The organism is Paenibacillus maysiensis, assembly GCF_000520815.1.
In the GTDB taxonomy this organism is placed as follows: domain Bacteria; phylum Bacillota; class Bacilli; order Paenibacillales; family Paenibacillaceae; genus Paenibacillus; species Paenibacillus maysiensis.
Genome location: NZ_ASRY01000270.1, coordinates 45,009 through 58,775, shown reverse-complemented (window position 1 = coordinate 58,775; position 13,767 = coordinate 45,009). Strand labels below are relative to the sequence as shown.

Sequence of the window (13,767 nt, the reverse complement as noted above, 5' to 3'; positions counted from 1 at the left end):
CATTTTCAGACGCTGGTTCTCTTTTTGCAAAGCGATAAGTTCATTTTTTTCTGGCGAGCGATTGTCCTTATTCGAGAAAGAGCCTGTCGTTTGGCCTTGTTTAATCCAGCGATCCAAAGCCGATGCGGTGAGGTCATATTCCTCCACAATATCCGCTCGGGATTTTCCGTTTTCGTAGAGTTGCACGATTTGTTTTTTAAACTCTGCTGTGAACGTACGTCGTTGTTTTGGCATTGTAAATGATCCGCTCCTTAGGATATATAGGTTTATTCTACAAGCCCTCATTTTTATAGTCCAATTAAGTGTAGCCGATCCATTATCCATCTTTAGGCGTCTCCTTATATTCACTAATAAACATATTGAAAGTTAATATTGACTAAAATTCATTTATTAAATATAGTTTTATAGGAACTCCGTATAAATCAAAATAATACACCTGTCAAAAGATCAAGAATCTTTTTGTTTTGCAACATATCATTTAATTGAAAAATTGCTTCAAACTAACGATTTGTGATACACTCGACGTGTCGCACTCTATATGAGTGCGTGGATTGAAAACTATAGAACTATATTTTAGAGCCCGCCCATAGCGGGTTTTTTCATTCTTTTTAAAACATAACTTCCGTATTTCCTCCTGACCCTCTGTGATTCTTCACAAAATAATTTAAGTTCCTGTCCGTTTTTCTCCAACTCCTTTTAACTTCCTATCAAGTTCACCATTAAAGTTCAGAATTACTTCTACAGGAAACACATCCGCTTAGCTACGATTTCTTGAAATTAAGTCTTGAACTCCTTAGATCGTGTATTATACAGGTAATCCAGTAAATGTAACGCACTGTTGCTACCATACTTCTCGCAACTTTCTTCCACTATCTGTAAATCCCAACCTCTTTGATGTATAGAGCGTATGAACATCCCTACTGAGATAAAGCCATTTACCATTACTAATAAAATAAGTTTTTAATAATCATTAACAGTTTGCTTCCAAAAAGAGAGCGTAAAATATTATGTGTAAATAGAAACAGGAAGACCTTTTCTAGTAGAATGGAGTCACCACAACAACATTCACAGAAAAGAGGTCTTCCCTATGCAACATAGAGTGCGACTATGATCCGTCCATTGGAACAGGATCATACCAGACTCATTTCAATCCACGCACTCATATAGAGTGCGACTTTATATGGAAACATTACTATTATCCTTCTTATAATATTTCAATCCACGCACTCATATATAGTGCGACATGGCTCTGGCCGGAAACTGCACGCCTCTTGGATATTTCAATCCACGCACTCATATATAGTGCGACTTTGGATACAAAAGCGGTAATCCTCAGTTTGGGATTTCAATCCACGCACTCATATATAGTGCGACTTCATGACGCTGCGGAGGCAAGTACATATGTGGGAATTTCAATCCACGCACTCATATATAGTGCGACGATACAGAAAAGGGGTTTCCGGCGGTTGTAGCACCAATTTCAATCCACGCACTCATATATAGTGCGACAGCGAAAATGGGTCAAATCTCCCCCCTATTTAAGTAATATTCTAGCGTTATTTCAGCCAAAACGCTTCTATTATTACCTCATTCCCCTTGCGATCGTTTACAACTTGTTCACATTCGACAGAATTTCGACAAAATCTGAGGTGCGAATCTCTCGGGGAATTCATGTGAGCTTCACATTCGCACCTGGACAGACTCGCTTTTTGGCTTAGCAGCAAATACCTGCCTGAACTTATTTCACCTCTTCCAGTTCTGCCACCTGTGAAAGAGGAAGCGCACATTCGAATATATTAATTCATCGATAGCGCATTTAAAAGCAGGGTCCCACCAGTAACACCAAAGCTGAACGTTCCAGCTTTAACTCGGAATTGAGTTATTAACCCTGTTCATCATACCGGCTGCATTACCTGCATAAACCTTCCCATCCGTTCCAACGCCTTCTCCAAATCGACGTGCGAGGTTGCATATGAGCAGCGAATAAAGCCCTCTCCGCCTGATCCGAATACATGTCCTGGTACTACCGCCACCTTTGCTTCCTTCAGCATACGAAGTGCAAACTGCTCAGATGACATACCTGTAGAAGTAATTGAAGGGAAGGCATAAAAAGCCCCCTCAGGTTTGTGACAGGCAAGCCCGATTGCATTCAAGCCGGCCACAAACATCTTGCGGCGTTCGTTGTAGCTCGCCATCATCTCATCCTTGGCAGCCAAGCCATGACGCAATGATTCGAGCGCGGCAATCTGTGCGATGGTGGGCGCACACATGGCTGTGTACTGGTGGATTTTCAGCATGCCGGCTATCAGTTCACGTGGACCGCACGCATAGCCTACCCGCCAGCCTGTCATCGCAAATGCTTTGGAAAAACCACTAATGACAATCGTACGCTCCTTCATGCCCGGCAAGGAGGCGATACTGACATGCTTTCTCCCGTAAGTCAGCTCCGCATACACTTCATCCGAAATGACGACCAGATTATGTTTAATAATGAGCTCTGTCATCGGCAGCCAATCCTGCTCCGTCATAACTGTTCCAGTCGGATTACAGGGATAATTGATCATTAAAACCTTTAAATGGGGTGTAATTGCCGCTTGCAGCGCTTGCGGGGTCAGCTTGAATTGCTCCTCTGACGTAGCCGCCACCTCTACAATTTTACCGCCATGCAGATGGGTAATGGGTTCATAGGCAATATAGCTTGGTGCCGGAATCAGCACCTCGTCACCTGGATCGATCACTGCTCGCAGCGCCAGGTCGACGGCTTCACTGCTTCCCACCGTTACGATCATTTCCTGCTCAGGGTCATAGGAAAGCGCGAAGCTGCCGGAAAAATAAGCAGAGATCTCCTCTCGCAGCTCTATCAAGCCGGCATTCGAAGTATATTTCGTCTGCCCTTCACGCAATGCCTGAATGCAGGCTTCACGTACCTTTTCCGGTGTAACGAAATCAGGCTCTCCGACCCCAAGGGCGATTGTATCTCCTCCTGCTGCATTCAGATCAAAAAAAGTGCGAATTCCCGATGGCCGAATATCCCGTACACGCGAGGATACAAACCGCCCTGTACCCTTTTCACTAAACATATTACGCCATCCCCCATTCCTGTTTCCGCTCATGGAGCGAGCTGGCAATAATATGGTCCAGCAGCTGTGTAAAGGTTATACCCGCAGCTGCGGCACTTTTCGGAAGCAGGCTGTTGGCGGTCATACCCGGTAATGTATTCACTTCCAGCACGTAAGGCCTATCCTGACACAAAATCATATCGACCCTTGCATAGACCTTGCATTGCAGCAGCCGGTAGCTGGCCAGTGCCGCCTCGCGCACACGCTGCTCAATAACGGGAGGAAGCTCGATCACCTTCTCCTCAGCGCCGCCGACCTCATACTTGGCTTTGTAGTCGAACCACTTCGAACGAGCGGAGCTAATGCTAATAATCGGCAATACCTCGCCGTCCACGATCGAGCAGGTAATCTCGGTCCCTTTATAATAGGGCTCAATCAAGATCGCTTGATCCAAGCTGCAAGCCTCCTGAACAGCTGGTAGCAGTTCCTTCTCATTTTGTACAAGCTGGATGCCAATGCTGGATCCCCCCGTATTCGGCTTCACAATAACCGGGTAGCCCAAACGCTCCACCACCTGCGGATCATAATCGTCCATCCCCTGCCAACAAAGGCCTGCAGGCGTATGCACACCCGCTGCCTTCAGCAGCGTCTTGGACAACTGCTTATTCATGCATAAGCTGCTTGCCAGGACACCGCTGCCTGTGTAGGGAATGCCCAGCGTCTCCAGCGCTCCCTGCACCGTGCCGTCCTCGCCATACTGACCATGTAGTGCCAGCAGCGCGATATCGATGCCGGCCTGCTGGACCTGCGTAATTAAATCCGCTCGCTGCTCGATCACAATTGGAACCACTTCATAACGGCTGCGATCCAAATGATTGATCATCTCTTGACCTGTCTGCAGAGAAATCTCATGCTCAGAGGAAATACCGCCCATAATAACACCAATTTTCATCATGACACCTCATTTTTCTTCAAAAATCTTTATGTGGTTACGGATTGTTCTTTTGATCGCTGGTGCTTCTCCAGAACAATATTCCGTCTCTGTAGCTCTTTTCTAACCATTATGCTTTAAGAAAGTTAAGCGTCTGTTTGCCGATTATTTGAATACCCCGTTCGATATTTTCATCTGTTACTCGTGAAAACCCAAGCCGCAATGTATTCGTCCCTTCGCCTTCTCGAATAAAAAACTTGTCTCCCGGTGTGAAAATGACGCCCTGTTCTGTACAAGCTTCTAGCAGCTGGCGTGTATTTACGCCTGTCGGGAAGGTAAGGAACAAATGCAAGCCCCCGTCACCAGACACCTGCGCCTCAGGAAGATGTACTTCACAGCATGTCTTTGTCAGCTCATATTTGCGCTTATACTCTGTACGTGCTTTTTTTACATGTTTATCGAAATTTCCGTTAAGCATATATTGGTATAAAATCGATTGATCGATTGTTGAGGTATGAATGGTGCGCGCACGCTTAATGCTTTCCAGAGTGTCAATCAGTGCTCGGTCTCCAAGCACCCAGCCTACTCGCAAGCCAGGGAACAGCACCTTGGAGAAGCTGCCAATATAGATTACTCCGTTCCCTTGCCCTGCTGTCGCTATTAAGGGCGCAACATGCGCTCCCGAGTAGCGTAGCTCCTCATTGAATCCATCCTCGATCACCGGAATCTGATAACGCATCATTAATTTCATAACAGCGCTGCGCTTTGCTGGCGACATGACGATGCCTGTCGGATTATGATAGGAAGGAGTCAAATAAGCCAAATCGAAGCTATTGGTCTGCAGTGCCTCCTCTAGCCGCTCCACATCAATACCGTCACGCTCCATCGGAATGCCGGTAATCTCAAATCCTTGCAACTTCAAATTTTTGATCGCTGTGTGATGGGTCGGATTTTCACAAATTGCTGCTCCGCGGCGTGCAGAAGGGCGTAAAGCCGACAGCACAATGTCAAAGCCTTCTGTAAACCCGCCTGTAATCAGCATATCCTTGCCAATTATATCGACGCCCTTGTTCTCCATATAATGCATCAGGTAATCAATCAGCGGCTTGTAGCCCTTGGCATAGCCGTAGTTGAGCAGCACCTGCCCTTCGATTGCCATCCGATCCATAAAAGCTCGCCTTACATCCCCCAGATCAAACAGCTGCTCATCCGGAGCGATGCTTGTGAACGAGATAGTTCCCTTTTGGGCACGAATGCCCTGCTTCATCATATCCAGATCAACAGCCGATACAGCATACTCGTTCATTCTTGCCTTCCAGTCGATCTCCCAGGTGGCAGAGCCGTCAGATCCCCCGTTATCTACGGCCGACTGGCCCACCATGGCGGCCACATAACTACCCTTTCCGGGAATCGCATACGTAAATCCATCATCCTCCAAGCCTTCATAGGCTACAATGACTGTATTGCGGCTCACCTTAAGTAGAACGCTCATTTCTCGTGTGGAAGGCAGCTTCTGATCCGCCTGAAGCGCCCCTTTTATAATTAAACGATTGACGTATTCTTTTACTTGTATCGAGACCGGGCGGTCACTGACGAGCTTGAAATCCTGGAACATCCTTCATCGCCTCCCCCTATAATGATGGCATACAAGACGAGTGAAAAAAAAGAACCACCGCACTGGATTTTTCATCCTTCGGTGGTTCTTCCGCATTTTATCCCCTGTACGCCCTCATATTCTTGCCTCATTCCCCCGCATCATTGCCTCTCATCGCGCCCATTGCGAGCATTGTACATATCACCAAGTATCGTGAAGCTGATGAAAGTAATAGTCAACATCTTTGTCATCCAGGCTGTCGATCAGCGTATGGATCTTTTCAATCCACACACTCATATAGAGTGCGACGCTGTGGCCTGTGTTTTAAGCAACGTTCCAACTGATTTCAATCCACGCACTCATATAGAGTGCGACGCGGCCATGCCTCACAAGGTATACTAAGTAACATTAGATTTCAATCCACGCACTCATATAGAGTGCGACGTGGACAAAAGACAGCCCAGTAAACAGCAATGTGATTTCAATCCACGCACTCATATAGAGTGCGACAGGACGTTGGGCTGGTCGGCTGGTGCAGGTGCAATTTCAATCCACGCACTCATATAGAGTGCGACGGTGTATATAATGGAGAATTTGCTTGGGGAAGTATATTTCAATCCACGCACTCATATAGAGTGCGACTTAATGACATCTTCAATTCGGTACTTTTTGAGCTATTTCAATCCACGCACTCATATAGAGTGCGACTTTTGCTTGCTGGAGTAGTCATTTGCATAATTGTTAATGATTTCAATCCACGCACTCATATAGAGTGCGACTGATTAACAAAAACAAAAAAGGGAGCGATGGTATGAAATTTCAATCCACGCACTCATATAGAGTGCGACCAAGCGGATTGAGTTTCCAACGTTTAATGCCATTATGATTTCAATCCACGCACTCATATAGAGTGCGACAGAAGGCCGCATTTGCAGTTGTGGCGCGGTTTAAGATTTCAATCCACGCACTCATATAGAGTGCGACGGGTTTGACTTAAAAAGGGTCGCACCTCCTGTGATATTTCAATCCACGCACTCATATAGAGTGCGACAGCGAAAATGCAGTAATTCATACCTTATTGATATCAATTCCATACATTTCAGCAAAAAACGATGCTAAAAAAGCTTGAACCCACCCTTGACTTCTATTATAGAAAGTGAATTCTAATCCTTTTCGACAAATTTCGAGGTGCGAAGGATCCGGGGTTTTTATGTGAGCTTCACATTCGCACCTTAACCAAGACATTACATTCAGGATACCACAAAACGTTTTTCCCTCACAGAGAATTCTTTAGTGCTAAAACAATAAGGACTCTGCCCCGTCAATCACAATTTGCGCACCAGTAATATGACGCGAATGATCGGAAGCCAAGAATGTCACCAAATCAGCTACCTGCTCGGGTTGACCGGGCCCATCAGCCAACGGCTGCCCTCCTTCGGGAAACTGAACGGGGATGGTAATCTGCTTTAACCTTTCGGATTTCTCCGTTGTTTCATCAATATTCGTCGAAATAGCTCCCGGATAGATCACATTGACACGGATACGGAACTTGGCTAGCTCCAGCGCAGCCATTTTAGCAAACCCGGTTTGGCCTGCCTTGGACGTACTGTAGGCTGACATTCCAAAGCTGGTAAAGCGCTGATTTCCATTAATAGAGCTGGTAATGATAATACTGCCGCCACCGTTTTTTTTCAAATGCGGCACGGTATACTTCACCGTCAGGAAAGTACCATCCAGATTCGTAGACAGCGTCTGCCGCCAATCCTCGATGCTCAAATCCTCAATCGGTCCGACAACCCCGTTAATCCCCGCATTGGCAAAAATGATATGCAGCCCGCCAAACAGCTCAACTGCTTCCAAAACGGCTTTTTCCACACGCACCGGATCGGCAATATCCACGTCAAAAGCCCGAGCGGCGCCTTCACGTATGGTATTAATCTCTCTCTCCGTCTCTACAATCCGTTCATTACTCACATCAAAAAGAGCGACATTTGCTCCCTCTCTGGCCATTTGAATAGCCGTTGCCTTGCCAATACCAGAACCGGCTCCTGTGATCAAAGCCGTTTTGCCTTCAAAGCGCGCGCCTCCTGCTAATGTATAGTTCATATGTATCGCTCCCTTTCAGTATCCTGTATAATCACAAGATTACCCAAAAAGGTATACTTTATAATCACCATTTTTGCGCATTTTTTGCTATTCTGCTGCGATATTCGAGAAAAGGACCCTCATACACCCATTATCGCATCTTTTCTTCTGCTTTCTTGTTGACCATTAGTTTCTTTCTATGTATTCATTAAAAAGGGACGCTATACAGCCATCAGTATGGATGCATAACGTCCTTTTTTGATTCCGATTACCACTGCAATTCAATAAATGCAGCATCATCATCAAGCCCTCCGGTATGGGAGGCATCCAGCAAAACCTGTATCTGCTCATCAGGGACAGGCTCACGAATGGGGTCCAAATCAGATAATCCGTCACTGTATACCTGTAATCTCATCGGCATATCTGCGGGTATGCTTCTTTCGTACCAATGAGGCTTACCTCCAATTGGACCACGGCTTGTGGACCAGCGTTCCGCTGTAGAGAAGGTATGATCAAATAATTCGCTGATCTCCTCCGTACCATTCCACAGCCGCAATCGTGAATCTCCTTGCCAGGCAAGTCTGAGACGCCCGCGGGTGCCGCGCTTCGGCAGTTCGATTTTACCGCAAATATACATCGACTGGCTTCCTTGACGACGTTTATCCTCCAGCACCGAACGAATCAAACCCGATTCATGATGCAAAGGCTGCCGATCCAGTTCCTCCGCAGCTGTGCCTGCCAAACGTTCGAGGTACAGTCCCAGTTTATCAGCAGACAGATCCTGCCCCTGTACCATCCAATCTAGCAAAGAGGAGCCCAGATAGCGGGCTGCAAAATCTCCCTGGTAACTAAGCCCGACACCATCACACAGAACAAAACAACAGACAGATTTATGAATACGCACTGCGGCGAAATCCTGTCCACTTTCACCCATACTGGCAGATTCGGCAGACCTTCCGTAACCATAACGGCACATAAAGCGGCTATGATGAGTCGATAGTGGCTGATCGCCCGTCTGAGAGCTTATGTAGGAAAAATGCTGCGCCAGCCGTGCATTCATTCCCTTCCTTTTGCTCGTGGGGAGCAGAGACAGCAGTGGATTCATGCGTTTACCTCCTTACCGTACAGGCGTTGCGGCCGACATTTGAAAACCGATGGACACCAGTTCCGGACAGGTTCCGGGCAGCATCATAACTGCTCCCTCACCTAGCTGATAATCTGCCTCAAACAGCATTTCCCGATAGCTTTCAGGAAGTACAGAAGACATATTACGCAATTTCACAGCATGTTCATCCTGTAACGGCGTATTATGCGTAAGACCTTTCCAGCGGCGGGGGTCCTGAATAGGCGTTTCCAAAAGTCTGTCCGATAAAAATATATTTTCCACCAGTACATTGCCGTCCGGTACACTCATGCTCATAATACGCTTCGCAATCGGTTCCGGATCATCACCTGTGGAAACACCATCTGTCATATGACAAACCAAAGGCGCAGGGCAATCCTGCATCCCCGGCAGCTCCGCCTGTAAAATACGTTCGGCTTGCAAGAAAGCTTTTGCCGAATCTGAAAACCGTTTGGGTGTCAAATCGGGCAACGAGCCAATCGCCGCAATTTCATCAATCCCCTTCACACCGTTGAGCAGATCATATACGTCGTCACTATAGGCCAAAATCGCAATCCGGTAGCGTGCAGTCAGCCGATTTCCTTTAGTCGAACGGAAAACCATCTGCCGGATCGCCAGTGATATGGCTTCATAGACAACATCAATTCGCCGCCGCCCCTCCATGAGCATGTTCATTGACGCGCTAATGTCAATTAGGTAAATGATCAGGGCGGGGGTACGCTGAGAAGCCTGTATGGTATAATTCATCGTTTGCACACGCTCCCCTCAGTTACCTTTTATCATCTTGTGTCACTTCATCTAAGATATGAAAAAATGAAAAAATTAAATTTTAGGCAGTCTAAAATTCGTATCGCTTAAAAAGTTATAGATAGAGGAAGCCCGATACCCAACTTCGCCTACCGAACGATAATAGGAAGAATTACTTTCGTACAATGCTCTAAAACGATTGGCAAAACCCTTCGCCTTCGCCGTGCTTCCGCCCTCCTGAGAGGCATAAGCCTTGTTATACAGGGAAATAAGCTGGAGAACATTCTGTTTGTTACTTGCATGAATTGATGCTTTTTGCTTTTGCTCCGCCTCTGCCGCCGCCTTACGTGCTGCCTCTTCCTGCGCTGCGCGGGCAGCCTGGTTCTTTTTCCAAGCCAAATATGTTTCGTACTTCGCCTGCTGATCATACGCTTTCTGCTTTGCCAGCTTGGCGGCCGCCTGCTTGTTTTGTTCCTTTTGAGCAAGGTAGGCTTCATATTTGACCTGCTGAGCTACAAGGGCCTGTTGTTTTTTCTGCTCTTCCTGCTGCTTTTGGGCAGCAAGAGCCTGTTGTTTGGCCTGCTGCCTAGCTTCCTGCCGTTGCTTCTCCGTCAGTGCCTTTTGAGAGGCCGCCTGTTCGGCAGCCAGCTTCGCTTCCGCCGCCTTTGCGGCTTCTTCCTGCTTGGCTGCCTCGATTTGCCGCTGATTGGACTGATCCGCCAGAATATTCACGGCTGGGATGCCAACAGCCAGCAGAACGACAGCCGCCGCCGTTGTCACAATGAACTTTTTGGAGCGGTACCATGCTGCTGATTTTTCCGGCTGCTCAGGCGGCTTGGGATTCAACTGCTCCTCCAGCCCCATAATGGCAGCCGATACCTCCACATGCAGAGGACTGCCGTCTTCTACAAAATGATACAACGACCGATATACCTCCAGGGCCGCAGCAGGCTTGTTTTGCTTCTCCAGTTCACGCGCCTGTCGGAACAGCTTGTCCGTCACCCCACGCTCTCCTTGCTCCCGGGCCGCCTGATTCAGTATCGCATCTTGTTCCGCTTGGAGCGGTGCAACCAAGGAGGATGCAGCTTTCCCGGACTCGCCAGTAGCTAATGCTGCTGCCTCTGTCGCCTCGGGTTCCACCATCTCTACTTCAACAGGAATCTCTTGCTCGGTAAGTGCATTGAGTACAACCAGCCATTCACCAAAGGTAGGACAACTGCTCAGATCCTGACTGTCCCAGGCACGGCTAAACAGCTCTACCACTTTGCTTCCCCAACGGGCTTCCAGCGACTTGCGTAAAATATAGTAACGTTCGCAAGGCGTCTGCATTTCATGCTGATCAAAATAACTTTCGCCCCACGCTTTATCGACCACCACACGGTCTGACCATCCCAGCATTTCGCCGATAATAACGGCCCCTGCAAAACGGTCCGCATACGCGCTCCATAATCCGCTGTGAACGGTACGGTGCGCCGCATACCCTGGAGAACCCGCCAATAGAGCATCCGGACGATCCATTTTGGTACTGTACATTTGTTCCACATCGACCAATTCTACAGCTGATGTGCCTTCAGGCAGTTCCACTTCAGAAAAAAACGGAAGCATGACATTCGGCGCAGATAAATCACAGTGCGCCAGTCCTTTTTGCTCCATTGCTGAACCGATCCCTGCCAGCGCTCTGGCTAAAGCCAGACTATCGGAAGCCTCAAGCTGCTGCTGAGCTGTGAGACAATCGAACCATGTCGTACCATGAATCCATGGCATCAGCACTGCATACAGCAAATCAGGCTGCTCGGCGATCAGACTTCCGTTTCTTTCTGGAGTGAGCACATCACGCTTGCATACCTGCAAACCGGGAATATCCCCATACGCTTCCATATGCTCAGATTGATAAACCATGGCCGGGATACGAAACTTTGGAAAAAACACTTTAAGGGCTTTAGCCTCATGCGGCGCTCCGCTTTTGGCATTCAGCTGGTATACGATCCCCTGCCGCCCCGCTTGAGCATAAGCCAAACCGGGTGCAACAGGATGTCGCCCAATCACATAGGCTATGCCGTTTATGATCAATTCGTCTCCCGGATTCGGTTGAAAAGACATGGAAAATCCCTCTCCTTACATCGTTCAGTATGCTAGTTTCCTCACCCTATTATATACAATCTGTGGATGGCAAGAAAACCGGGTGTCCGAAGATCGCCCGGTTTTTCCTGATAACCACTATACCTAATGTACAAACCACAAGAAATGGTTCAACCATATTGCTTCTTCATAGAGTGGTATATTATAAGGTGATGCCTATCACGCATCTTACTTCGTTTGGTCAACAGTACGGAATTTGTTAGCGATAGCCGTCAGTTCCTGGCTGATGCTGTTCAAAGTCGTTACGAAAGCTTGCATTTGTTTGCTGGCTTCCTGAAACTCTTGAAAGAAGCGTTGTTTGGTCATACCTTCCCATTGACCTTCCATACCTGAGATGGACTGTGTCAAGCTGGAAACGATCTGCTGGCTTTGCTCACCACTTTGCTTAAATTGGTTAGCTACCTGATCAACCTGTTCCGGGGTAATTAAAATGCGTCCTGCCATATTATGAGTCCTCCTTGATGATAACTAAATGTTTTGTTTAACTGCTTCAAATTGTACTATGTTTATTTAATTTCCTACAAAAGGCGAAGGTCCTAATTGTAATAATCCCACTTTTTAACTAAAAAACAGCATCTAACAGTATAATATCAATAGAGTTAGTACCTAATAAGTCCCAAAAAATCAGGATTTCATGAACTGAATTTATATGGACCCTTATGTCTAGGCATGAGAGTCCCAAGAATCTACTAAGCGACAGGCTGATCCCTAACTATAGCCGGGTCAGCAAAATACCATTCCTGCGGATTGCTGGAGGACGCCTGTTTCAAAATATCCTGATTCAGCGTACCTGCATCCGACGACTGTACACCAGCAATGGCACGCACGACAGACTGCGGGTCCGAAATCGGACCGCTTCCTTCCGAAGGTTGCTCGGGCAAAATAGACGGTGACTGCTGATTCGACCAATCCAGCATCGTGACTGGTCGTCCTAATGGTTGGCTGGAAAATGACAGAATCGTATGATAGTTGTGGTCAACAGACTGAAACTGTTCTGCCTTTCGATTCAGTTGTGTCCCTGATGTATGGAGATAAGCATAAATCTGCTCCGACATCCGTTTGGCCTGCATCCAATGATTCAAGACCGACTCACGTGCAGATACATCCCAATCAAGCGATTGTAACGCCTGCTCCAACCCTGCTGTTAACTGTTGAATTTGCTCCGCCGCATGCTGTAGCTGCCCGCTAAGCCCCCGAAGCACATCCGGTTCAACTCGAATGCGCATATCCATCACCCTTCTTCTGTCACTTCTTCTGTCACTGCTGACTGTCTCAACCAATTCAATAATAAATCCACAAACTGATCTCTTGATGCCATGGCTGCAATAAGCCAATCTCCGTTGCCATTAGAGCTCATACGAAATATCCAGTTCATCGTTGGACACAGGACAAAGGCAACCCGCTGTGATTCCCACTCCCTGCCGTTCCAGACCAGCAATTGCAGTTCTCCTTCGGCTATACGGGAACTCAATGACTGGGCAAGTCTCGCAGAACCTTCTGCATCTCCGCTCGCCTCGGTCAGTTTGCTGTTAAGCTGAGAAACACTGTCTCCTGCAGATTGCTTGTAAATTTCATTAAATGCCTGCTTGGAGAACATAAGTGCGGGAGATTCAGGCACGAGCCGATCTACCCAGCCCATTTTATCAATCAATGTCTCGCAAGCCTTCTCCACATTACCCAGATCATACAGGCCGTACTCATCGGGATCATCAACGGATTTTACTAGCTCCACGACACGCTCGTTCGTACAATGGAGGTAACCTTCGAACTGCTTGCCGCCCCGCGCATAGCGTATGCGGCAAGCCCGGTTAGATAATCCCGCGATAGCAACCCTCGAAAAAACGGTAGGGGGCATTGACAACTCAGTACCCTCATCTACTCGCTTTAGATAACCCTTTTCCAGAAGAGAGGCTTTTACCTGCTCCCACTCTTCCGCCAACTCTTCTGCCAGATAGCCCTTAAACGGATCTTCCACCCCAAGCAGCCTGTCAGAACCCAACACGCCTGCCAGAAAAAACAGTTCCTTCGACTTGAGGGTTATTAACTTCTGCTTGGAAGCTTGAAACGTTAACATTATGAGCCACCTCCC

At 47.4% G+C, this 13,767-nt stretch carries 11 protein-coding genes and 1 CRISPR repeat array; all 11 genes read right to left on the bottom strand.

What is annotated here, in order from left to right; translation table 11 throughout:
* The coding region (locus L696_RS0118970; protein WP_025685041.1) for an IS3 family transposase at positions 1 to 234 on the bottom strand (234 nt) is incomplete at its 3' end.
* A gap of 1,661 nt (positions 235 to 1,895) precedes the next feature.
* Positions 1,896 to 3,080, bottom strand: coding sequence for an aminotransferase class I/II-fold pyridoxal phosphate-dependent enzyme (locus L696_RS0118965; RefSeq protein WP_025685040.1), 1,185 nt, complete (start codon positions 3,078 to 3,080; stop codon positions 1,896 to 1,898).
* Between the two features lies 1 nt (position 3,081).
* Complete coding sequence (locus L696_RS0118960; RefSeq protein WP_025685039.1) at positions 3,082 to 4,011, bottom strand: D-alanine--D-alanine ligase; 930 nt, start codon at positions 4,009 to 4,011, stop codon at positions 3,082 to 3,084.
* A 109-nt stretch (positions 4,012 to 4,120) separates the two neighbouring features.
* Positions 4,121 to 5,605 (bottom strand): aminotransferase-like domain-containing protein, encoded by a 1,485-nt coding sequence (locus tag L696_RS0118955; RefSeq protein WP_025685038.1) that lies wholly within the window; start codon positions 5,603 to 5,605, stop codon positions 4,121 to 4,123.
* Positions 5,606 to 5,861: 256 nt separating this feature from the next.
* Positions 5,862 to 6,635: a CRISPR direct-repeat array (repeat unit 32 nt; unit sequence ATTTCAATCCACGCACTCATATAGAGTGCGAC).
* Between the two features lie 245 nt (positions 6,636 to 6,880).
* A complete protein-coding gene (locus L696_RS0118945) occupies positions 6,881 to 7,690 on the bottom strand; it encodes an SDR family oxidoreductase (RefSeq protein ID WP_025685037.1) in 810 nt (269 codons plus the stop codon).
* Between the two features lie 247 nt (positions 7,691 to 7,937).
* Entirely contained in the window at positions 7,938 to 8,774 is an 837-nt protein-coding gene (locus L696_RS0118940) for a hypothetical protein (RefSeq protein ID WP_025685036.1), read from the bottom strand.
* A gap of 12 nt (positions 8,775 to 8,786) precedes the next feature.
* Positions 8,787 to 9,539: a vWA domain-containing protein gene (locus tag L696_RS0118935; protein ID WP_025685035.1), complete on the bottom strand. Its 753-nt coding sequence runs from the start codon at positions 9,537 to 9,539 to the stop codon at positions 8,787 to 8,789.
* A gap of 75 nt (positions 9,540 to 9,614) precedes the next feature.
* Entirely contained in the window at positions 9,615 to 11,639 is a 2,025-nt protein-coding gene (locus L696_RS0118930; protein WP_025685034.1) for a serine/threonine-protein kinase, read from the bottom strand.
* Positions 11,640 to 11,846: 207 nt separating this feature from the next.
* Entirely contained in the window at positions 11,847 to 12,122 is a 276-nt protein-coding gene (locus L696_RS0118925; protein WP_013309990.1) for a WXG100 family type VII secretion target, read from the bottom strand.
* Positions 12,123 to 12,367: 245 nt separating this feature from the next.
* Positions 12,368 to 12,904 carry a WXG100 family type VII secretion target gene (locus L696_RS0118920; RefSeq protein ID WP_025685033.1) on the bottom strand — a complete coding sequence of 179 codons (537 nt, stop codon included), beginning with the start codon at positions 12,902 to 12,904 and terminating at the stop codon, positions 12,368 to 12,370.
* 5 nt (positions 12,905 to 12,909) lie between these two features.
* Complete coding sequence (locus tag L696_RS0118915; protein ID WP_025685032.1) at positions 12,910 to 13,752, bottom strand: hypothetical protein; 843 nt, start codon at positions 13,750 to 13,752, stop codon at positions 12,910 to 12,912.
* Between the last annotated feature and the right edge of the window lie 15 nt (positions 13,753 to 13,767).